Origin of the sequence: Ideonella sp. (assembly GCF_041914305.1) — a bacterium.
Classification (GTDB): Bacteria; Pseudomonadota; Gammaproteobacteria; order Burkholderiales; family Burkholderiaceae_C; genus Ideonella.
Genome location: NZ_JAYSDQ010000029.1, coordinates 36,383 through 57,364, shown reverse-complemented (window position 1 = coordinate 57,364; position 20,982 = coordinate 36,383). Strand labels below are relative to the sequence as shown.

At 65.6% G+C, this 20,982-nt stretch carries 22 protein-coding genes and 1 pseudogene; 15 read left to right on the top strand and 8 right to left on the bottom strand.

Translation table 11 applies throughout. From position 1 onward, the window contains the following. Positions 1 to 319 precede the first annotated feature (319 nt). On the bottom strand, positions 320 to 1,381 hold the full coding sequence (locus tag ACE3SG_RS27465) for a DMT family transporter (RefSeq protein ID WP_374569455.1): 1,062 nt from the start codon (positions 1,379 to 1,381) through the stop codon (positions 320 to 322). A gap of 82 nt (positions 1,382 to 1,463) precedes the next feature. Here ACE3SG_RS27465 and ACE3SG_RS27460 point away from each other — a divergent pair, with 82 nt between their 5' ends. The 4 genes from ACE3SG_RS27460 to ACE3SG_RS27445 are packed head-to-tail and all read left to right on the top strand — an operon-like array spanning position 1,464 to position 5,161. Further along, a complete protein-coding gene (locus ACE3SG_RS27460; RefSeq protein ID WP_374569454.1) occupies positions 1,464 to 2,417 on the top strand; it encodes a chromate resistance protein ChrB domain-containing protein in 954 nt (317 codons plus the stop codon). After that, the gene (gene chrA / locus ACE3SG_RS27455) at positions 2,407 to 3,783 is read left to right on the top strand and encodes a chromate efflux transporter (RefSeq protein WP_374569453.1); all 1,377 of its coding nucleotides are present in this window, start codon (positions 2,407 to 2,409) and stop codon (positions 3,781 to 3,783) included. The genes ACE3SG_RS27460 and chrA overlap by 11 nt, the downstream gene beginning before the upstream one ends. Positions 3,784 to 3,794: 11 nt before the next feature. Further along, positions 3,795 to 4,709: a Fe-Mn family superoxide dismutase gene (locus ACE3SG_RS27450; RefSeq protein ID WP_374569451.1), complete on the top strand. Its 915-nt coding sequence runs from the start codon at positions 3,795 to 3,797 to the stop codon at positions 4,707 to 4,709. After that, the gene (locus ACE3SG_RS27445) at positions 4,706 to 5,161 is read left to right on the top strand and encodes a chromate resistance protein ChrB domain-containing protein (RefSeq protein WP_374569450.1); all 456 of its coding nucleotides are present in this window, start codon (positions 4,706 to 4,708) and stop codon (positions 5,159 to 5,161) included. Before ACE3SG_RS27450 ends, ACE3SG_RS27445 begins: the two co-directional genes overlap by 4 nt. A 6-nt stretch (positions 5,162 to 5,167) precedes the next feature. Here ACE3SG_RS27445 and ACE3SG_RS27440 read toward each other — a convergent pair whose 3' ends face one another. The 4 genes from ACE3SG_RS27440 to ACE3SG_RS27425 form a co-directional block, all read right to left on the bottom strand. Next, on the bottom strand, positions 5,168 to 7,480 hold the full coding sequence (locus tag ACE3SG_RS27440; RefSeq protein WP_374569449.1) for a copper-translocating P-type ATPase: 2,313 nt from the start codon (positions 7,478 to 7,480) through the stop codon (positions 5,168 to 5,170). 355 nt (positions 7,481 to 7,835) lie between these two features. Then, positions 7,836 to 8,087, bottom strand: coding sequence for a DUF2933 domain-containing protein (locus ACE3SG_RS27435; RefSeq protein ID WP_374569448.1), 252 nt, complete (start codon positions 8,085 to 8,087; stop codon positions 7,836 to 7,838). 16 nt (positions 8,088 to 8,103) lie between these two features. Then, positions 8,104 to 8,550, bottom strand: coding sequence for a hypothetical protein (locus ACE3SG_RS27430; protein ID WP_374569447.1), 447 nt, complete (start codon positions 8,548 to 8,550; stop codon positions 8,104 to 8,106). Between the two features lie 80 nt (positions 8,551 to 8,630). Then, positions 8,631 to 8,891 (bottom strand): heavy-metal-associated domain-containing protein, encoded by a 261-nt coding sequence (locus ACE3SG_RS27425; RefSeq protein ID WP_374569446.1) that lies wholly within the window; start codon positions 8,889 to 8,891, stop codon positions 8,631 to 8,633. Between the two features lie 157 nt (positions 8,892 to 9,048). Here ACE3SG_RS27425 and ACE3SG_RS27420 point away from each other — a divergent pair, with 157 nt between their 5' ends. The 9 genes from ACE3SG_RS27420 to ACE3SG_RS27380 all read left to right on the top strand — a co-directional run bounded on the left by ACE3SG_RS27420 (position 9,049) and on the right by ACE3SG_RS27380 (position 17,750). Next, the gene (locus tag ACE3SG_RS27420) at positions 9,049 to 9,414 is read left to right on the top strand and encodes a hypothetical protein (protein WP_374569445.1); all 366 of its coding nucleotides are present in this window, start codon (positions 9,049 to 9,051) and stop codon (positions 9,412 to 9,414) included. A 93-nt stretch (positions 9,415 to 9,507) separates the two neighbouring features. Then, positions 9,508 to 10,002 (top strand): plastocyanin/azurin family copper-binding protein, encoded by a 495-nt coding sequence (locus tag ACE3SG_RS27415; protein WP_374569444.1) that lies wholly within the window; start codon positions 9,508 to 9,510, stop codon positions 10,000 to 10,002. Next, a complete protein-coding gene (locus ACE3SG_RS27410; protein ID WP_374569443.1) occupies positions 9,999 to 10,451 on the top strand; it encodes a DUF411 domain-containing protein in 453 nt (150 codons plus the stop codon). Before ACE3SG_RS27415 ends, ACE3SG_RS27410 begins: the two co-directional genes overlap by 4 nt. 15 nt (positions 10,452 to 10,466) lie before the next feature. Beyond that, entirely contained in the window at positions 10,467 to 10,802 is a 336-nt protein-coding gene (locus ACE3SG_RS27405) for a copper-binding protein (RefSeq protein WP_374569441.1), read from the top strand. A 7-nt stretch (positions 10,803 to 10,809) separates the two neighbouring features. Beyond that, entirely contained in the window at positions 10,810 to 11,331 is a 522-nt protein-coding gene (locus tag ACE3SG_RS27400) for an aspartate carbamoyltransferase (protein WP_374569440.1), read from the top strand. Between the two features lie 64 nt (positions 11,332 to 11,395). Then, positions 11,396 to 11,785: a hypothetical protein gene (locus tag ACE3SG_RS27395; RefSeq protein WP_374569439.1), complete on the top strand. Its 390-nt coding sequence runs from the start codon at positions 11,396 to 11,398 to the stop codon at positions 11,783 to 11,785. A 78-nt stretch (positions 11,786 to 11,863) separates the two neighbouring features. Continuing rightward, positions 11,864 to 13,099: a TolC family protein gene (locus ACE3SG_RS27390; RefSeq protein ID WP_374569438.1), complete on the top strand. Its 1,236-nt coding sequence runs from the start codon at positions 11,864 to 11,866 to the stop codon at positions 13,097 to 13,099. Next, on the top strand, positions 13,096 to 14,589 hold the full coding sequence (locus ACE3SG_RS27385; protein ID WP_374569437.1) for an efflux RND transporter periplasmic adaptor subunit: 1,494 nt from the start codon (positions 13,096 to 13,098) through the stop codon (positions 14,587 to 14,589). The genes ACE3SG_RS27390 and ACE3SG_RS27385 overlap by 4 nt, the downstream gene beginning before the upstream one ends. Further along, positions 14,586 to 17,750, top strand: coding sequence for an efflux RND transporter permease subunit (locus ACE3SG_RS27380; RefSeq protein ID WP_374569436.1), 3,165 nt, complete (start codon positions 14,586 to 14,588; stop codon positions 17,748 to 17,750). Before ACE3SG_RS27385 ends, ACE3SG_RS27380 begins: the two co-directional genes overlap by 4 nt. A gap of 37 nt (positions 17,751 to 17,787) precedes the next feature. On the opposite strand, the pseudogene ACE3SG_RS27375 reads toward ACE3SG_RS27380, so the two are convergent. Next, a pseudogene (locus tag ACE3SG_RS27375) lies at positions 17,788 to 17,865 on the bottom strand (hypothetical protein); the annotation flags it as partial. A gap of 382 nt (positions 17,866 to 18,247) precedes the next feature. On the opposite strand from ACE3SG_RS27375, the gene ACE3SG_RS27370 reads away from it, so the two are divergent. Next, positions 18,248 to 18,700, top strand: coding sequence for a helix-turn-helix domain-containing protein (locus ACE3SG_RS27370; protein WP_374569434.1), 453 nt, complete (start codon positions 18,248 to 18,250; stop codon positions 18,698 to 18,700). A gap of 662 nt (positions 18,701 to 19,362) precedes the next feature. Beyond that, positions 19,363 to 19,716 carry a cupin domain-containing protein gene (locus tag ACE3SG_RS27365; RefSeq protein ID WP_374569433.1) on the top strand — a complete coding sequence of 118 codons (354 nt, stop codon included), beginning with the start codon at positions 19,363 to 19,365 and terminating at the stop codon, positions 19,714 to 19,716. 15 nt (positions 19,717 to 19,731) lie between these two features. On the opposite strand, the gene ACE3SG_RS27360 is transcribed toward ACE3SG_RS27365, so the two are convergent. Together ACE3SG_RS27360 and ACE3SG_RS27355 are read right to left on the bottom strand one after the other, a co-directional pair. Beyond that, entirely contained in the window at positions 19,732 to 20,013 is a 282-nt protein-coding gene (locus ACE3SG_RS27360) for a hypothetical protein (protein WP_374569432.1), read from the bottom strand. A 154-nt stretch (positions 20,014 to 20,167) separates the two neighbouring features. Continuing rightward, entirely contained in the window at positions 20,168 to 20,944 is a 777-nt protein-coding gene (locus ACE3SG_RS27355; RefSeq protein ID WP_374569430.1) for an SDR family NAD(P)-dependent oxidoreductase, read from the bottom strand. Between the last annotated feature and the right edge of the window lie 38 nt (positions 20,945 to 20,982).

Sequence of the window (20,982 nt, the reverse complement as noted above, 5' to 3'; positions counted from 1 at the left end):
GCACGAGATGCCGTTTAAGTTGGAGCTCGATGGTGCAGCCGGCATCGAGTGACTTGGGTGGTTGCTTGACCTCTGGTTGGGCTCTTTCCTTGTGTGTTGATGTTTCTGTCTAAGGCCGCTGCGCTTCGCTCTCGGCGCCGCCGGGGGTGCGGCTGACACCGTGCGGGGTGGTGCCCGAGCGGTGACTAAGCAATACCGGCGGCACTCTTTCGCTCGAACGCGAGCGCCAGCGCATCTCGTTGGCGAGCCGCGCACGCTCGGCTCGACCTGTCGAACTCCAACTCGGTCGTTGAGCCAGACCAGCCGGGCGCTCGCCGGCTCAATGTGAGTGACTGTGGCGGTGCCGGTGGTGGATGTCCGGGTAGTGGAGGTGCTTGTGCGTCAGCACCTCATGCTCGTGCTGATGCGCATGCGGCTCTACACCATCCCATGCGAAGGCATGCTGGTGCTGGTGGTGCTCATCATGCCGGTGTCGGTGCGCGTGCTCCAACGGCTCGTGCGTATGTTCGTGTGCATGTCGTTCGCGTACGTGGAGCCATACGCCTATACCCATGAGGCCGGCCGCTGCCCAGAACAGCGGCGACGGCGCTTGCGGCCAAATCGCCAGCGAGATGGCGACACCGAAGAGGGGTGCCACCGAGAAGTAGGCGCCAGTGCGAGCGGTACCGAGTGTGCGTAGTCCCACCACGAAAAGTGTGAGGCTCAGCCCGTAGCCGAGCAGGCCCACCACCAAGCTGGCACCGAGCGAACCCGCCGAAGGCAGGGCGGCTCCCGAAGCCAATGCGAGCGCGGTGTTGCTGGCTCCGGCCAGCAGCCCCTTAAGGCACGCCACCAGCATCGCGTCGTTCGTCGACACCTTGCGAGTCAGGTTGTTGTCGATGGCCCAGCAAAGGCACGCGCCCAGGATGAGCAGTGCACCCGTCGAAACAGTGGCCCCGCCAGGTTCCCACGAAAGCAGGACACCGCCCGCCACGATGGCCACCATCCCCAGCACCACCTGCCGGTCGGCGTTCTCCTTGAACACGACCCAAGCGATGACCGCAGTCAGCACGCCTTCGACGTTCAGCAGCAGCGATGCGGTCGCTCCGTCGGTCTGCGTCAGCCCCCACATCAGTAGGGCTGGCCCGAGCACGCCGCCGAAGAGGATGGCGCCAAGCAGCCAAGGTACCTCTGCTCGAGGAATTCGCATTTGCTGCGCCACAGTCGAGTCCCGAGCCTGCCGTACGAGTAGAAGCATGCCGAGGCCGACGCCGCTGCCCAGGTAGAGCAGGCCAGCCAGCAGGAGGGGCGGCACATTGCCCACCAACAGCTTCGCCAAGGGCGTGCTTGCCCCGAAGAGAAGCGCGGCCGCGAGGGCGGGAGAGGCTGAACGAACCGACATGGGCGTAGTGGACCACGATAGGAGAGGCTGGGCGCTCAGTGCAATGTTTGCAACATTTATCGCTCTATGAGATGATTGTTGCATGGCAACTTGCTGGCTCGTACTGACCGCGACCCTCCCGACCAACCCAAGTGGTCTGCGTGTGCGCGTGTGGCGCGCACTCAAAGCGACCGGGGCCGGCACCCTGCGCGAGGGCGTCTACGTGCTGCCCGAGCACGCGCCGAGCGCCAAGTCCCTTTGGGAGCTGGAGCGAACCATCGGCGAAGCCGGCGCGGATGCCCACATGCTCGTCGTCCAGGCTCGCGACGAAGCCCAGGAGCAATCGTTTCGAGCGCTCTTCGACCGCTCTGAGCTCTATGCCGAGTTCCTGCAGACGGTCAAGGAGACGCGCAAGACCATCAAGAAGTCTTCCGAAGGGGACTTGCACAAGGGCCTAAGGGCCTTGGAGGTGCAGCTCCAGGCGCTTCAGTCGAACGACTTCTTCCCGGGCAAGGATGGCCAGAAGGCCGCCGATGCCCTGGCCGCCCTGCGGCGTGAGGTGGAGTTGCACCTCTCTCCTGATGAGCCCGGACCCACGAAGGCCGCGATTGCACCGCGTGCCATCGCCGAGTACCAGGCCCGGACCTGGGCCACGCGCAAGCGTCCTTGGGTCGACCGGCTCGGAACCGCCTGGCTCGTGCAGCGCTTCATCGACAGGAAGCCGACCTTCGCCTGGCTCAGCGACCCAAAGAGGTGCCCGAAGACCGCCTTGGGATACGACTTCGATGGCGCCACATTCACGCATGTCGGCGACAAGGTGACCTTCGAGGTAGTGGCAGAGAGCTTCGGCCTGCTCAATGACCCTGCGCTCAAGCGCCTCGCAGGCCTGGTTCACTACATCGACACCGGTGGTATTCCTGTCGACGAGGCGCCAGGCTTCGAGATGCTCATCCGCGGTCTACAGGCCCAGCATGCCGACGACGATGCGCTTCTGGCTGCCGCCCTCCCGGCGTTCGACGCCTACTACGCCGCATTGCAGGTGCCGCATGACCAGTGAATCCAGCATCGACGAGGCACAAGCATCGACGCTCGAGGTCAGCCGCTCCGAGGCTTTCGGCTACTGGCTCAAGCTCGGCTTCATCAGTTTCGGCGGTCCCGCCGGGCAGATAGCCATCATGCATGAGGAGCTGGTCGAGCGCCGACGCTGGATTTCCGAGAACCGGTTCCTGCATGCGTTGAATTACTGCATGGTGCTGCCCGGCCCGGAAGCTCAGCAGCTGGCTACCTACATCGGCTGGCTCATGCACCGCACCTGGGGAGGCATCGTCGCCGGCGGTCTCTTCGTGCTGCCGTCGCTCTTCATCCTCATCGCGCTGTCATGGGTCTACATGGCCTTCGGCAATGTCCCCGTCATCGCGGGACTCTTCTATGGCATCAAGCCCGCGGTCACCGCACTCGTGGTGCACGCCGCCTACCGCGTGGGCTCCAGGGCCTTGAAGAACGCGTGGCTGTGGGCCATTGCGGCCGGCGCGTTCGTGGCCATCTTTGCGCTCGACCTGCCATTCCCGCTCATCGTGTTGATTGCCGGGCTCATCGGCTACTTCGGCGGCAAGTACGCCCCGGACAAGTTCAAGACCGGAGGCGGACATGGCTCGGCCAAGCAGGGCTACGGCCCGGCCCTCATCGACGACCACACGCCGACACCAACGCACGCGCTCTTCTCGTGGGCGCGGTTTCGGGCCGTTCTGATGGTCTGCCTTGCTTTGTGGGCTGTCGCGCTCGGGACCCTGGCGGCAGTCTATGGCTGGAGCGGCGTGCTGACCCAGATGGGCTGGTTCTTCACCAAGGCCGCGCTGCTGACTTTCGGCGGCGCCTACGCGGTACTGCCTTACGTCTATCAAGGCGGTGTCGACCACTATCAGTGGCTCACCCCGCCGCAGATGATTGACGGCCTGGCCCTGGGCGAGACGACTCCGGGGCCGCTAATCATGGTCGTGGCCTTCGTCGGCTTCGTGGGGGGCTGGACGAAGGCCATATTCGGCAGCGAATCACTGTTCCTGGCCGGTGCAGTCGCGGCCGCCGTGGTCACCTTCTTCACCTTTCTGCCTTCGTTCTTCTTCATCCTCCTGGGCGCGCCGTTCATCGAGTCGACACACGGCAACCTGAAGTTCACTGCGCCGCTGACGGGCATCACGGCCGCGGTCGTCGGTGTCATCGTCAACCTGGCGGTCTTCTTCGCGTACCACGTGCTGTGGCCGAAAGGGCTCGGGGGAAGCTTCGAGTGGGCTTCCGCGGTCATCGGGTTGGCCGCGGCCATCGCACTCTTCCGCTTCAAGCTCGGCGTCATCCCGGTCGTGCTCGGCTCGGGCTTGGCGGGCCTTACCTTTCAGCTCGGCCGCGCGGCGATGGGTGCCAACCTCTGAGGAGCTTCGCCATGGACACTAGCATTCAAGAACTGCCGTTCGACCCAACGGCGCTCAAAGGACTGTCCGAGAAGCTGCTGAGCAGCCATCACAAGAACAATTACGGTGGTGCAGTGAAGCGGCTCAACGCCATCCGGGCCCAATTGGCCGGCCTCGGCTTCGCATCGGTACCCGGCTTCCAGCTCAACGGGTTGAAGCGCGAGGAACTCATTGCCACCAACTCAATGCTGCTGCATGAGTTGTACTTTGCGAGTCTGGTCGGCCACCCGCTGCCGATGGTGCCGGCAATGGACCTCGCGCTCAGCGCGAGCTTCGGAAGCGTCGGTCGCTGGCGCGAGGAGTTCGTGGCAATGGGCAAGGCGCTCGCAGGCGGGTCCGGCTGGGTGCTGCTGACCTTTCTGCCGAGGGAAGGCATGCTCGTCAATCAGTGGGCGGCGGACCACACGCACGCACTGGCCGGCGGCATACCCATCCTGGCGCTGGACATGTACGAGCACTCGTACCACATGGACTTTGGCGCCGCGGCAGGGGCCTACGTCGATGCGTTCATGGAGAACATCGACTGGGCGAAGGTCTACGAGCGCTACCAGACCGCTGTCGAGCAGCACAGCGAAGCTCTCGGGGCAAGTCCAGGCGACATCGCGGGCGCGACGCTGCTGGACGTGCGCCGCGCCGGGATGTTCGAGCAGGCCGACGCGCTCGTCGAGGGTGCTCGATGGCGCGACCCGAAGGACGTGGGCTCCTGGGGTGCGGAGTTGCCGCCCGGCAGCGACGTCGTCGTCTACTGTGTGTACGGGCACGAGGTCGGCCGCGCGACTGCGATGCGACTGCGTGCCGCCGGGGTCAACGCGAGCTTCTTGCGTGGCGGTTTCGATGCCTGGAAGGCCGAGGGGCGACCGCTGCAATCGAAGGGAGGCCACGCATGAAGTGGGTCACTCGCGAGCGTCCGAAAATTGACCGCATCGCATGTCCTTGGCTCATTGCTCGCTTCATCGACAAGGAGCCGGAGTTCCTCTACGTACCTGCACAGAAGGTACTGGAGACCGCGGATGCGACCGGTGCGGTGCCCTACGACATCCCTGGAGTGGAGATGAGCCACGTCGGCGAGCTTTGCAGCTTCGATGCCTTCCTGAAGAAGTATCAGTTGGAAGGCCCGGCGCTGCAGCAGCTAGCGGCTATCGTGCGCGGCGCCGATACCTCGCGGCTGGACCTGACGCCGCAGTCACCCGGCCTGTACGCGCTGTCGCTCGGCCTGTCGGCGGTCTACGCAGACGACCACCAGATGCTCAGGTACGGCATGGTGATGTACGACGCCCTCTATGCCTGGTGCAGCAACTGTCAGGGAGAGAGCCACAACTGGCCGCCGCAGACCGGCTGACGGCGACTATTCGACCTGAACCGTGCGAAGCCTCAGTGCGTTGGCAATGACGCTCACCGACGACAGCGCCATCGCGGCTGCCGCAACAACCGGCGACAGCAGCAGCCCAAAGAACGGGTAGAGCACGCCCGCCGCCAGCGGAATGCCGGCCACGTTGTAGGCAAAGCTGAGGAACAGGTTCTGGCGGATATTCCGCATGGTTGCGTGCGACAAGGTGCGCGCGCGCACGATGCCCATGAGGTCACCCTTGAGCAGCGTAATGCCGGAGCTTTCCATGGCGACATCGGTCCCCGTGCCCATCGCGACCCCGACGGTCGCCTGGGCCAACGCAGGGGCGTCATTGACGCCGTCACCGGCCATCGCGACGACGCGACCCTCCGACTGGAGACGCTTGACCACCGCGGCCTTATCCTCCGGGAAGACCTCGGCCACCACCTCGTCAATGCCGAGCTCGCGGCCAACCGCCTCGGCCGTTGTCTTACCGTCGCCCGTCAGCATGACCACTCGAACGCCCGCGGCCTGCAGCGCCTTCAGCGCTTGAGGTGTCGTCGGCTTAATGGGGTCCGCAATTGCGACGAAGCCAGCCAGTTTGCCGCCGATGCCTACGAAGATGACTGTCGCGGCCTTCTGACGCTGCGCCTCGGCTGCGGCGGCGAGGCTCTCCGTCGGGATGCTGTGCTCCGACAGAAACTTCGCGCTGCCCGAGATGATGGCCAGTCCGTCCACCGTCCCGACCACGCCCTTGCCGACAGGCGAGTCGAAGTCTTGGACCGGTGCCAGGGGCAGCTTGCGCTCCTGTGCGTCCATCACGATGGCCATGGCCAGAGGGTGTTCGCTGGCTCGCTCGACGCTTGCGAGCTTCTGCAGGACCTCGTCGGCGGTGAAGCCAGGCGCTGGCTCGATGTGCACGACCTTGGGCCTCCCTTCGGTCAGCGTCCCCGTCTTGTCGACCACCAGCGTGTCGACCTTCTCCATCTTTTCGAGTGCCTCGGCGTCGCGGATGAGCACGCCGTGCTGCGCGCCCTTGCCGACACCCACCATGATGGACATCGGCGTGGCCAGGCCCAGCGCACAGGGACACGCGATGATGAGCACCGCCACCGCCGTGATGAGCGCGTAGCTGAAGGCGGGCGACGGACCCCACACCAGCCAGGCGACGAACGTTAGCGCCGCCACGAGAATGACCACCGGCACGAACCAGCCGGCCACCTGGTCCGCCATCCGCTGAATGGGCGCACGACTGCGCTGCGCGGCTGCCACCATGTGGACGATTTGTGAGAGCAGGGTGTCCGCGCCGACCATCTCGGCGCGCATCACGAAGCCGCCGGTCTGGTTCAGCGTGCCGGCCGTGACCTTGGCCCCGACCGCCTTCGCCACGGGGATGGGCTCGCCCGTGACCATCGACTCGTCGACGTTGCCTTTGCCCTCGGAGAGCTCGCCGTCGACGGGCACCTTCTCACCGGGGCGCACGCGAAGCAGGTCGCCCACTTGGATGCTGTCGACCTGGACGGTCTCGTCCGTGCCGTCTGGGTGCACCTTCACCGCCGTCTTCGGCGCCAGGCCGAGCAGCGCCTTGATGGCGCTGGATGTCTTCTCTCGTGCGCGCAGCTCGAGCACCTGGCCCAGCAGCACGAGCACCGTGATGACCGCGGCCGCTTCGAAGTAGACCGCGACCGCACCGTCCTCGCCGCGCAGCGCCGGCGGGAACAAACCGGGTAGCAGCGTCGCGACGATGCTGTACAGCCACGCTGCGCCCGTGCCGAGCGCGATGAGCGAGAACATGTTCAGGCTGCGGTTCTTCACCGACGCGACCGCTCGCGTGAAGAATGGCCATCCGGCCCACAGAACGACCGGTGTCCCCAACAGCAACTGCACCCAATTCGACGTCTGCTGCGCAATGAGGTGGTGGATGTTGAACAGGTGCCCGCCCATCTCCAGCGCGAACACCGGCAGTGTCAGTGCCGTGCCAATCCAGAACCGCCGCGTCATGTCCCGCAGTTCGGGGCTCTCGGCTTGGTCCGCCGTCGCAAGCACCGGCTCCAGCGCCATGCCGCAGATGGGGCAGCTCCCAGGACCCATCTGCCGCACCTGCGGGTGCATCGGGCACGTGTACTCGACCTGGGTCTGGTCGCCATTCGGCGCGGCCTTCAATGTCGCTGCGTGGGCGTGGTGGCTGTGGTCGTGGTGGGCGTGTCCCGAATGGTCATGGTGCGCGTGCATCGACCCCTTCATCACCGTGCCGTCCGGCATCACATGGCTGCCGCCTTCATCGTGATGGTAGTGATGCGAATGGTCGTGTTGCTGGGAGGTGGTCGGCATCGCGCTCTCCTGTTCTTGTTCTCTACTTTCGACCTTCCCATGATTGGAAGGTCAAGTGCCTCTCGCTACTTCGTAGCGAAGAGGCCCGCAGCAAGCCAGACGCCCAGCGCTGCCAGGCACAACCAGCATAGCCAGAACAATGCCCTCTCCCACCAAAGGGGAGGCACGTCTCGCCTCTCGAGCCTGTACTTCAGCGTCATCCCGACGCCGTGCACAAGAGCGCCTCCGACCAACAGAGGCAGCCCGTACGCCCTTAGCCACTCTGGCAGAACGAGCGCCAGCCCTGCACCCAGGACGATGGCACCAAGCCCCGAGGCGAGCTCAACGCCCTTGGCCGGGCCTCCGTGCATCGGGGTCAGGCCTTCGGAGGCAGCCCGGTTGAGGACTCCGAGTCGCGGCTGCCTTGGTGATGATGACCGTGGCCATGCCTGTGCCCGTGAAAGAGGTGCATCAGCGGGCAAGCGAGCAAGAACAGGTATGGAATGGCTTGAGTCACGTGCGTCAGGTGCTCGGTGAGCAGGTAGTAGACGCCGACCGCACCAGCGACCAGCATGAAGATGCCCAGCGGCGAACGCCAACGTGACAGGTTGGTTCCTGGTTGGTCCATGACGGCACTCCAGTTGTCACTTCGTGGCCGCCGGCGGCTTCATTCCCTCGCGGTCCATCATCATCTGCATCATCATTTCCATCATGTCCATGCGGCGACCCATCATCTCCGGGCTCATCGCCATGCCGCGGCCGCCCATTCCCATACCGCCCATTCCACCGGGCCCGGCTTTGGAACCCCAGCCGCCGCGCATCTGGCCCATCATTCCCATGCCGTCCCGCATGAGCTTCATGTGCTCCTGCATCAGCTTGGCGCGCTCCTCGGGGGTCTTCGCGGCCATCATCTTGTCGTGCATCTCCTGCATCGACCTCATCATCGAGTCCATCTGGCCAGGCGAGGGCGTCGCCGAGGCGGCTGCCGCGGCGCCGGGCGGGTGATGGGCTGCGTGGTCCTCCTCCTTCGGACCAGTGGCGCAACCGGCCAACAGGACTGCACCGCCAATGAGTGACAGGGCGAGCTTCATACGGGCCTCCAGCAAGTACGTGTTCAGGATGGGACTACGCTGCTGGTAGGGGCTTGAGGCGCATCAAGCCCTGGCTCGCATCAGCCGCAGCATCCGCAACAAGCGCTTCGCGTGGCCGGCTCGGCAACCAACGTCTGCGCCTCCACCGGCACCGGCGTGTAGCCGGCCTCGGCGATGGCGTCGCTCAGCTCCTGGGTGTCGGCCTCGGTCGGCTCCACCATGACGAGGTGCTGACCCAGGTCGATGGTCACCCGGGCGTTCCGGTCGGCCGCCTTCAAGGCTTTGGTGATAGTGCTGGCGCAGTGTCCGCAGGTCATGTCGTCAACGCGGAAGGCTTGCATGGTGTGCTCCGTTCAGTGGTTGATGCGAGAAGTCTTGACCTTCCCACGATGTCAGAGTCAACACTTCAGTCCGTCAACCTCAACGCCATACCGGTCGTTGCATAAACCGCGTTTCCTAGACAGAGATGTGTAACCGCTCCGTGCTACGCTGAATCCTGTGAAGACTGTGCGTCTGTTCGTTCTCGTGCTGCTGGCGATGCTGCTGCCCCTGCGAGGGGTATCGGCAGCTGCGCTGGTGTGCGAGCAACAGCCGGCTTCGCATACCGAAGTGGTGAGCCATGACCACGGTGGGCACGACATGGCCAGCGCCACTGGCGAAGACCACGCGCCGCACGACCACAGCCACAACGGCTTCGACAAGGGCCGCCACTGCCTGTCGTCCTGCTCGGCGGCGCCGCTGATGGCGGTCGCGCCGTCCGTCCTCACGCCAACGCTTCTGGGCACCACCGTCTTCCCGCACTTCGCCGCTCCCGCTCCGACCTTCCAGTCGGACGGCCAGGACCGGCCACCCCGAAGCATCTGACCCATTCCGGCCTCCGTTGAGAGGCTTCGATGGCGCTCGCCCGTTCGAGCAATCGCGGACATCTGTCCGCCTGTCAGAAGCTACGACAACCACATGAACGCTGTTCACTTGGGCCTCGCGCTTGCGCTGGCCTCACTCGGCGCCTCCGCCTTTGCCCACGGCGACGAGAGCCACCCCGCCAAGGCGCATCACTACGACGCCACCAAGGCGGAGGAGCGAGCCTTCGGCCGCGAAGGTAACCCGAAGAAGGTCACGCGGACCATCAAGGTCGACATGAGCGACGCGTTCCGGTTCACGCCGGCCGACGTCGTCATCAAACGCGGCGAGACCGTGAAGTTCGTCGTCAGCAACAGCGGCAAGCAGCTCCACGAGATGGTCCTGGGCACCCCTCAGGAACTCCGGGAGCACGCTGAGCTGATGAAGAAGTTCCCGGACATGGAACACGCCGACGCCAACATGGCTCACGTGAAGCCTGGCGCCAAGGGCGAAATCGTCTGGCAGTTCACCAAGACGGGCGAATACCAGTTCGCCTGCTTGATACCCGGCCACTTCGAGGCCGGAATGATTGGAAAGGTCGTCGTCAAATGAACCGACGCAATGCACTCTCTGCGGCCCTGGGCGCCATGGCGCTCGCGGCCGTCCCCGCTTTCGCCGCCGGCGCGCTGCCGACGGTGGAGGTCTTCAAGAACCCGTCCTGCGGCTGCTGCGGCGCCTGGGTCGACCACCTCAAGGCAGCCGGCTTTGAGGTGAAGGTCACCATGGTGGACGACACCTCGGTGGCTCGCAAGGAGTACGGCCTGCCCGACAAGTTCGGCAGCTGCCACACCGCGGTGGTCGCGGGCTACGTCGTCGAAGGGCACGTCCCGGCCGCCGATGTCAAGAAGCTGCTGGCGATGAAACCGGTGGCTGTCGGCATCGCTGTGCCGGGCATGCCCGCAGGCTCACCCGGCATGGAGATGGGTTCCCGCAAAGACCCGTACCAAGTTCTGCTCGTCGACAAACAAGGTCGCGAGCGCGTCTTCTCTTCCTACTCTTGAACCCTGGAGCTCAACATGAAGCTGTCTTCTCTCATCGCCGCTGCCGCACTCATCGCATCCGGCGCCGCGTTCGCTCAATCTACCGACCACTCCGCACACCATGCGCCTGCAGCCTCTGCGGCGGCCGCTCCGTCCACCGACGGCGAAGTCCGCAAGGTCGACAAGGAGCAGGGCAAGGTCACGCTCAAGCACGGCCCCATCACCAACCTCGACATGCCCGGCATGACGATGGTCTTCAAGGTCGCCGACCCCAAACTGCTGGATGCCATCAAGCAGGGTGACAAGGTCAAGTTCGCGGCGGACAACGTCAATGGCGCGTTGACCGTGACCGCCATCGAAGTGGCCAAGTGAGGCGACCATGCTCAGGAAGTCTCTGGCCGCTTTCGCCTGCGCAGCAGCGGCTGCGCTTTCAGTCCCCGCAGGTGCCGCCGATGTGCAGCGCCAAGCTGAGGTCGCCCAGCGCGGGCCCGACGTGATGCCCTTCAGCCTAAAGGCCACGCAGCACGTCTTCACGAAGACGCCAGATGGCGGCGTCCAGAAGGTCGTCGCACGGAACACCGCCGACAGCGAGCAGGTCAAGCTCGTGCGCGGTCACCTTCGCGACATCCAGACGCAGTTCCTCAAGGGTGACTTCTCCGGCCCGACACACATCCACGGTGCGGATATGCCCGGCCTTGCCGAACTCCGGGCCGCCAAGCCCGGCCAGATTGCCATCGATTACAAGGAGGTGGCGGGCGGGGCAGAGTTGACCTACCGGACCGCGGAGACCAAGTTGGCGACTGCGCTGCACAGCTGGTTCGACGCGCAGGTGTCGGACCACGGGCACGACGCGATGGCAGGGCACATGCACCACGACCATGGTTCGATGATGAAGCAGTGAAGTCGACGAGGGCGGGACCTGACATAGGGCAAGTCCCGGCTGAGCCGCGCAAAATACACTGTCGATGCACATGCTGCGCCGTCGCCTCCACCGCCTCGCCACCACGTTCTTCGTGGTGCTGTCGCTGCTGTTCTCGCAGCTGGCGCTGGCGCAGTACGTCTGCCCGCAGCAGGTGGACGTCGAAGCGATGGCCGCGATGATGGAGGCTGGCACCCCCTGCGAGGGCATGGACCAGCAGCAGCCGGTCCTGTGCCACCAGCACTCGGCTGACCCAGCCAAGACCTTCGAGGCTGTCAAGCTGCCGGCCGCGGCCCAGCCGGCCGTGGTCCAGGTTCTCGAGCTGCCGTTGGTGCTCGACGCCCAGGAAGCCCAAGCGGTCTCCACGACCGCCACGTCCGAGGCTCAGCCGCCTCCGGACCCGCTCTTCCTCTCCACGCTCAGACTCCGCGTCTGACCCGCTCCGTCGATTGACCGGTGCTGCTGCGGCTCGTCCGCACGCCAGCCGCGTTCCCGTTCGTCTTCGGAGCTTTCGATGTCAAAACACATCCTGCGCGCAGTCGCCCTGACTGCCGCCTTGCTGCCAGCCACCTGGGCTGTTGCGGCGCCACTTTCGCTGGACCAGGCGGTTGACCTGGCCGTTCAACGTTCCCAGATGGCCCGCTCCGCGCGAGCCAGTGCGGTGAGCGCCGCCGAGATGGCGCGCGCCGCTGGTCAGCAGCCTGACCCGATGCTGACCTTCGGCATCGACAACCTGCCGGCGACCGGCGGGAGCCGCTTCAGCACCAATGCCGAGGACATGACGATGAAGCGCATCGGCATGTCGCAGGAGTGGGTTTCAGCCGACAAGCGCTCAGCCCGCGAGGCAGTCTCGAACGCCATGCGCCGACGCGAAGCGGTAATGGAGGGTGTCGCCGCGGCCGACGCCCGCATGCAGACGGCGATGGCCTTCATCGAGGCGTATTACGCCGGTGAGGCGCTGAAGCTCACGGCACTCAACGAGAAGCATGCCCGCGAAGAACTGGAAGCTGGCAAAGGGCGCCTTGCCACGGTGTCCGGCAGCAGCGCAGAGGTCCTGGCCCTGTCGAGTGCGCTGGGGTCCGCCGAAGACGAGTCAGCTGACGTGCGCCAGCAGCATGGCGCCTCGGCGGTGAACCTGCAGCGCTGGACGGGGACGCCCGCCGACGAACTCGCGCAACCGCAGCTGGCGACCATTCCGACGCAAGACGCGTTCGTCGCCTCGCATCCGCTGGTCGTCGCGAAGCAGCGAGACATCGAGGTGGCCCGGCAGGAAGTCGAGGTGGCGCGCCTGAACCGCAAGCCGAATTGGACCTACGAGGTGTCATACGGACAGCGCCAGGGCCGTCCTGACTTGGTGTCCTTCGGCGTCAGCATCCCGCTGCCGATTACGCCGGATGCGCGTCAGGACCGCGAGACTGCAGCCAAGCTGGCGCTGGTCGACAAGGCGGAGGCCGACGCCGAGGAAGCCCGACGTGCCGCTGCCGGCGAGTACGCCGCGCTGACCAGCGATGCACGCCGCCTGCAGGACCGCATCCAACGCTTCCGGGCATCGGTCATCGAGCCAGTGAAGCAGCGCACTGCCGCGACGCTCGCGGCCTACCGCTCCAACCAGGCGAGCCTGGTGATGCTCTTCGAAGCTCGCCACGCGGAAGTCGAGGCGCAGCGCAAGGTGCTCAACCTTCAACGCGACCTGGCGAAGGCCCAGGCGCAACTTGTCTTCAAGCCGATTTCCCAAGGAGCAGCGCAATGAGCCGCATGCAACTCTCCGTCATCACCGTGGCCGCTGCTCTGCTGATTGGCGGTGGCGCCTTTTACCTGGGCCGCAGCACCGCGGGCCACGCAGTGGTCGCCTCCTCGGCGGCACCAGCGTCCGCCCCAGGCGAGCGCAAGGTTCTCTACTGGCAGGACCCGATGGTTCCCGGTCAGCGCTTCGACAAGCCGGGCAAGTCACCCTTTATGGACATGCAGCTGCAGCCGGTCTACGCCGACGAGGCGAGCGACTCCGGCGTGAAGGTCAGCCCGCAGGTGCAGCAGAATCTGGGCATCCGCACGGCCGTGGTGAAGAAGGCGGATGTCAGTTCGTCGTTCGACGCGGTTGGCGCGGTGCAGTTCGACGAGCGCCTGAATGTCGCCGTCCAGACCCGAACGGCCGGCTACCTGGAGCGGCTCAGCGTCCGCGCACCGATGGAGCGCGTCGCCAAGGGCCAGGCGCTCGGCACCGTCTTCGCACCCGAGTGGTTGGGGCCGCTGAACGACATCGTTGCACTGAAGCGCGCCGGCGCTTCGGCCGAACTCCTCGCTGCAGCCCGCGAAAGGACTCGTGCGATGTCCATTCCCGCCGACCTGGTGCGCCAGGCTGAGGAGGGCGGCACACCGAATGCGCGATACACCCTGTCCGCGCCTGCGGCTGGGGTCGTTGCCGAGCTCGGCGTCCGTGAGGGCGTCGCCGTCTCGCCGGGTATGACGCTCTTCCGCATCGCCGGCCTTGAGAAGGTCTGGGCGGTGGCTGAGGTGCCGGAGGCGCAGGCCGTTCGGCTCACGCGAGGCCAGAAGGTCACAGCAGCGCTGCAGGCTGACCCGAGCCAGACATTCAGCGGCACGATGCAAGAAATCCTGCCCCAGGTGAATGCTGCCACCCGCACGCTCCAGGCGCGCTTCGCGGTCGACAACAAGGGCGGCAAGCTCGTGCCGGGAATGCTGCTGCGCTTGCAGGTGGCCGGCGCCACGTCATCACGCGTGGTCGCACCCGCCGAGGCGGTCATCCGCACGGGAACGCGAGCTGTCGTCATCGTCCGAAAGGACAACGGCACATTCGAACCGCGAGAGGTGAAGCTGGGCGCTGACCTCGGAGACCAGCTCGAGGTCGTGCAGGGTCTTGCCGAGGGCGACCAAGTCGTTGCGAGCGGCCAGTTCCTGGTCGATTCCGAGGCCCGTCTGCGCTCCGTACTGGGAAGCCTGTCGGCCGCACAGCCGGCCTCGGCACCTGCTTCTGCCTCAGCCGTCGCAGCGTCTACCTACTCAGCCCAAGGCAAGGTGGACGGCGTTGACGCTGACAGCATGACCCTCTCCCACGGCGCCATCGCCGAGCTGAAGTGGCCGGCGATGACGATGCCTTTCATCAAGCCGAGCCCGACGGCCTTCGCTGACGTCAAGGTCGGCGACACGGTGCACTTCGAGTTCAAGAAGAAGGGCGACGAGTACGAGCTCGTGTCGGTCCATCGGATGGGAGGCGCCAAGTGATTGCCGCACTCATCCGTTGGTCGGTAGGGAACCGGTTCGTCGTCCTCATCGCCGCGGCGTTCCTGGTCGCCGCTGCGCTCTTCTCGGTCGCGAACACGCCGGTGGACGCGCTTCCCGACCTGTCCGACACCCAGGTCATCGTGCGCACCAGCTACCCGGGCAAGCCGCCGCAGGTGGTCGAGGACCTAGTGACCTACCCGCTGACGACGACGATGCTCAGCGTGCCGGGCGCTAAGACCGTGCGCGGCTACTCTTTCTTCGGCGACTCCTTCGTCTACATCCTGTTCGACGACAAGACCGACCCGTACTGGGCCCGTTCGCGCGTCGTCGAGTACCTCAACCAAGTCCAGAGCAGGCTTCCGGCTGGCGCAACTGCGACGCTCGGGCCCGATGCCACGGGAGTGGGCTGGGTCTACGAGTACGCCCTGGTGGACCGCACCGGCAAGAACGACCTCGGCCAGCTCCGCGCGCTGAACGACTGGTTCCTCAAGTTTGAGCTCAAAACCGTGCAGGACGTGTCCGAGGTCGCAAGCATCGGCGGCATGGTCAAGCAGTACCAGGTCATCCTCGACCCGGACCGCATGCGGCAGCTTGGTGTCACGCAGGCCATGGTGATGGAGGCGCTGCAGAAGGCCAACCAGTCGTCTGGTGGCTCCGTGGTGGAGCTGGCCGAGGCCGAGTACATGGTGCGCTCGCGCGGCTTCCTGAAGTCGCTCGACGACTTTCGAGGCATCCCCATCTCGGTCTCCGGCGCCACGCCAGTGCTGCTGCGGGATGTCGCCTTCATGCAGGTCGGGCCGGAGATGCGTCGTGGCATCGCCGAACTCGATGGCGAAGGCGAGGTGGCGGGCGGCGTCGTAGTGATGCGCTCGGGCAAGAACGCCCGGGCGACCATCGAAGGCGTCAAGGCGAAGCTGGAGCAGCTCAAGCCCAGCCTGCCGCCAGGTGTCGAGGTGGTCGATGCGTACGACCGCTCGAAGCTCATCGACCGGTCCATCGACAACCTCAAGTTGAAGCTCACGGAGGAATTCATTGCGGTGGCGGTGGTCTGCGCCGTCTTCCTGTTCCATCTGCGTTCGGCACTCGTGGCCGTCATCTCTCTGCCCATCGCCGTCGGCATTGCCTTCATCGTCATGCGCTGGCAGGGGCTGAACGCGAACATCCTCAGTCTGGCCGGCATCGCATTGGCATGCGGCGCTGCTCTCGACGGAGTGGTGGTGCTCCTGGAGGCCGCGCACAAGCACATCGAAGGCTTCGAACACGAGCACGGGCGCTTCCCAACGGTGGCAGAGCGGTGGAAGTTGGTTACCGATGCGTCGGTAGAGGTGGGACCGGCGCTGTTCTTCTCGCTGCTGGTCATCACGCTGTCCTTCCTGCCGGTGTTCACGCTCGAGGCGCAGGAAGGGCGGCTGTTCTCGCCGCTGGCCTTCACCAAGACGTACACGATGGCGGCCGCCGCGGCCCTGTCGGTGACGCTGGTGCCGGTGCTGATGGGCCTTCTGGTTCGAGGCCGCATTCCGCACGAGACCGCCAACCCGCTCAACCGGTTTCTGATGCGCATCTACCGACCAGCGCTCGAGGCGGTCCTGCGCTTCCCGAAAGCGACGCTTGCAATTGCCGGCGTCGTTCTCGCGCTGACCGTCATCCCGCTGACCAAGGTGGGTGGCGAGTTCATGCCGCCGTTGGACGAGGGGGACCTGCTCTACATGCCGTCGGCCCTGCCAGGCCTGTCGGTGTCGAAGGCCACTGAGTTGCTGCAGCAGACCGACCGGCTCATCAAGACCGTGCCCGAGGTCGAGCGGGTCTTCGGCAAGGCGGGCCGCGCCGACAGCGCCACCGACCCCGCGCCGCTGGAGATGTTCGAGACGACCATCCAGTTCAAGCCGCGCCAGCATTGGCGCGCGGGCATGACGCCGGACAAGTTGGTCGAAGAACTCGACCGGGCAGTCAAGGTGCCGGGGCTGTCCAACATCTGGGTGCCGCCCATCCGCAATCGCATCGACATGCTCGCCACCGGCATCAAGAGCCCGGTGGGTATCAAGGTCGCTGGCGCCGACCTGGCAACCATCGACAAGCTGGCGACCCAGATTGAGTCGGTGGTGAAGGACGTGCCCGGCGTCTCATCGGCGCTGGCCGAGCGCCTCACTGGCGGACACTACATCGACGTCGATGTCGACCGTGCCGCCGCGGCGCGCTATGGCATGTCGGTAACCGACGTGCAGGCCATCGTGGCAACGGCCATCGGCGGCGAGAACGTCGGAGAGGTCGTCAGCGGCCGCGAGCGCTTCCCCATCAACATTCGCTACCCACGCGAGACTAGGGACTCGCTGGAACGCCTGCGGACACTGCCCTTCGTGACGGAGAAGGGCGCCCAGTTGCTCCTGCAGGATGTCGCCCACGTGCGACTGGAAGAGGGCCCGCCGATGTTGCGTAGCGAGAACGCGCGCCTGTCGGGATGGGTCTACGTCGACGTTCGCGGCCGAGACCTGCGCTCGGTCGTACACGATATGCAAGCGGCTGTGGCCAAGGAGGTCGCAATGCCTGCGGGCTACGCACTCTCGTGGTCCGGGCAGTTCGAATACCTCGAGCGTGCGACCGAGCGCATGAAGGTCGTCGTGCCGGCAACGCTGGCCGTCATCTTCGTGCTGCTTTATCTGCTGTTCCGCAACGCAACCGACGCGGTGTTGGTGATGGCGGCAGTGCCATTCTCGCTGGTGGGCGGCTTCTGGCTGGTCTCGCTGCTCGGGCACTCTGTCTCCGTGGCGACTGCTGTGGGCTTCATCGCACTGGCGGGCGTGGCCGCGGAGTTCGGTGTCGTCATGCTGGTCTACCTGGAGAACGCCCTCAAACGGCGCCTCGCTGCCGGCGAGCCGGACAACGAGGACACGCTCCTTGCAGCCATCCGCGAGGGCGCTGTGTTGCGCGTGCGGCCGAAGGCGATGACCGTGGCAATCGTGCTCGCCGGCCTCATCCCGATGATGTGGGGCAATGGCACCGGCTCGGAAATCATGGCGCGCATCGCCGCCCCAATGGTCGGCGGCATGGTGACCGCACCGCTGCTGTCGATGCTCGTAGTGCCGGCGGCCTGGTACCTGCTGCATCGGCGTGGTCTCCGTGTGCGTCACGCAGCGGAGGGGCAAGTGATTGCGGCGACGCTGTGAGTCCAACGAGGACCGGCGGACGCTTCCTCTTGTGCCTAGTACGGTTGCAGTGCCAGCAAGCCGCCCCGATGTTGAACTGTCCGTCCTTCCCACCCTCACTCTGGGCGGTCAGATGTTTGGCAGTGCATCGAAGTTGCGGCGGGCCTGCTTGGCTGCCGAGTCACATCGGGAGGTTGCAGCAGTAGCAGCGACCGCCTTGGTGGTTGCGCGCTTGAAAACGTGAACGTTGATGGCATGCCATGAGGACTCCTCAATGGAATGTCCTCGCGGTAGCTAACGCCCACGTGCGGGCACCGGGGCATCACGCCGTAGCCGTTGGTACTGCTAGGGACTGGACAGCGGGTCTGGACTCCCGGCCAAACGCAGCGCGAGTTTGCCCGCGTTGTAAGGTCCTCTGCAACCCCTGCGCGGCTATCTCGCCGCAGTGCCCGAGGCGGCTATTCCTGCATCGCAGCGCTCGTTTCGCCTATCGAGCGCGCGTCAGCCACAATCCCTGAATGCCAAACATCGCCACAGTCCTGAAGTCCGAGATTGTCCGCCTGGCTCGCAAACAGTTACGCAGCGAATCTGAAGGCCTCAAGAAGACCATTGCTGCTCAGCGCTCGGACCTTGCTGCTCTCAAGCGTCGCGTGCAGGACCTTGAGCGAGCGCTCAAGGTGGTGGCGCGAGCGGCGACCGCGTCCAAATCGTCCGCAAAGCCGGGCGCTAGCGAAGAGGAGGGCGGCCAGTTCCGCTTCCGCGCCGCTGGCATGCGCGCCAACCGCAAAAGGCTCGGGCTGTCGGCTGCTGACTTCGGCCTGCTGGTCGGGGCCACCGGGCAGAGCGTTTACGCGTGGGAGGCTGGTAAGGCCAAGCCTAGAGGGAAGAGTTTGGCTGCCATCGCCGCGCTACGCGGAATCGGCAAGCGCGAGGTGGCGAAGAAGCTGGTTGAGCTCAAGACGACCGGCTGACGGTCGGCCAAGTAGCCGTCGGGGATGATTGGCGTAAGCATATTGCGGCGTGCAGGAACGCTTTCCTCCCGAACGCCGTTGATGGAGCAATCGAGGAGCTCTTCGCACGCGACTCGCACCTCCTTGATGTTGATGTTCAACGTCAAGCGTCGGGAGAAGCCAGTCGACACGTTCAAGCGGCTCGGCATCAGCGAGGCCGCCGCCGCAAGGAAAGACTGAACAGTTTCCGTAAGGGCCGAGAGACGTGGGTCGGAGCGTCGACCAAGTTGTTCGACACGTACCAGGCGCCGTGCCAATCGGGGCACCCATGCTCCAAGAACTGCTGAAGCGCCGGGCTTGAACGAAAGCGTACGTTCAAAGCAGGTGAGACGGCTCCTGCGGGGGGCCATTCTTCTTGCTCACGCGTGAGCAAGTCGTGAGCAAATTCCCCGTGAAAAAGGGCGCGACTCAGTAGGCCGCTCCCTCGTAGAATGGTCTGGAGCGGGTCTACGGCAGCAGACTCATAATCCTTTGGTCGCTGGTTCGAGCCCAGCACGGCCTACCACGATCGTTGTCGCGCGCCATGCCACGCAGCCGCCCGCGTCAACCTGTCGCCGGGTAGCGCCGGGTCTGCTGTTTGCTCCGATGCCGGTGCCACTGCATCACCGTAGGAGAGACGCCCGATGGCCTTGCCCCATGCCCAATTGCTTGACGTCATCGGCGTGCAGCCGCTGGGTGACGCCTTGATCGACGCGTTCAGCACCAGCCTGATCAAGACCGAGCGGCTTCAATTGCTGCACCTGGTGTTGCCGGCGCGGCAGGACATGCCCGAACACCATGTCGACAACGAGTGCAGCATCCACTGCCTCGAAGGTGACGTGGACGTGGTGATGCCAGGCGGCACGCGGCGCCTGACCGCGGGGCAACTGGTGGTGCTGCCGGCGCGCCAGCGTCATTCGCTCAGTGCACGATCGGACACGGCCGTGCTGGTGACGCTGATGCTGCGCCAGGGCGACGCCGCGTCCGACCATGCTTAGGCCGCGGTCGGGTGCTCAGCGAAAGGATTCAGGGTCCAGCGTGCAGCGGGCGTTGACCAGCGTGGGCGCATCGCGGCCGTCGGCGGTGGCGGGCCATTCGCCGCGGGCTTCGAAAATCGCCGCGCCGCGGGTGACGCACTGTTCGCGCGGCGTCGCGAGGTCGACCTCGATGCCCTTGGGTGCCGGCCGCATCACATAGGCGGCCAAGGCCGTGGCTTCCACCAGCGCCAAACCGGCGACCGCCCACACCCACTTGCGGGAAGTCGGGCGGGTCTTGTCGAGAAACAGCATGCGCATGGAGGGCCAGGATCGATACAACTCGGGAGGCCCGGATTCTGCGGACCCCCGCTGCGGGCGTATCTCCCTCGATCGGGGGAGGCGGTGGGGTTTGGCGGCCTCGTTCTAGGGGAGTGGGGCCGCTTGCATCCCACCACCGGCCATCACGCGCTCATCAGTGATTGCGCCCGGCCATCACGCCGCCGTCTACGTCCCACACCGCGCCGGTCACCCAGGCGGCCTGGTCCGACAACAAGAAGGTGATGACGTTGGCCACGTCGTCGGCACTGCCGATGCGGCCGATCGGGTGAAAGGCGTTGAAGCCTTGCAGCGCCGCATGCACCTCGGCCTTCGGGATGAAGCCTTCGTAGACCGGCGTTTCGACCACGGCCGGCGACACCGCGTTGACGCGGATGTGGTGGTCTGCCAGTTCCATCGCCAGGTGCTGGGTCAGCGCGTGCAGGCCGGCCTTGGCCATCGAATAGGCCGACGAGGGGGTGGCCTTGATCGCTTGCCGGGCCCACATCGAGCCGATGTTGACGATCGCGCCCGGCCGCCCGGCGGCCACCATCTGCGCCGCCACCTGCTGGGTGATGAAAAAGGTGGCGCGGTTGAGGGCGTGGTACTGGTCGAAGTCTTTCTCAGCGTGCTCGAGGAACGGCTTCGGGAAGAACACGCCCGCTGCATTGACCAGCAGGCCGATGTCCCGGTGTTCTTCATTCAGGTGGTGCAGCAGTTGCTGCAGGCCGTCGTTGCGCGCCACGTCGGCGTTCACCGCTGCGACCGGGCCCAGCGGCTGCAGCTGGCGCACGGCGTCGGCCGTCTTCGCGGCCTGCCGCCCGACGATCACGGCGCTGCCACCTTGTGCCAACACTTGGCGGGCCACGGCGAGGCCGATGCCGCTGCTGCCGCCGACGACGAGCACCTTGCGGCCCGAAAAGTTCTTTTCCATGGATTCTCCTGAAGTGATCTACCAACCAATTGGTAGAC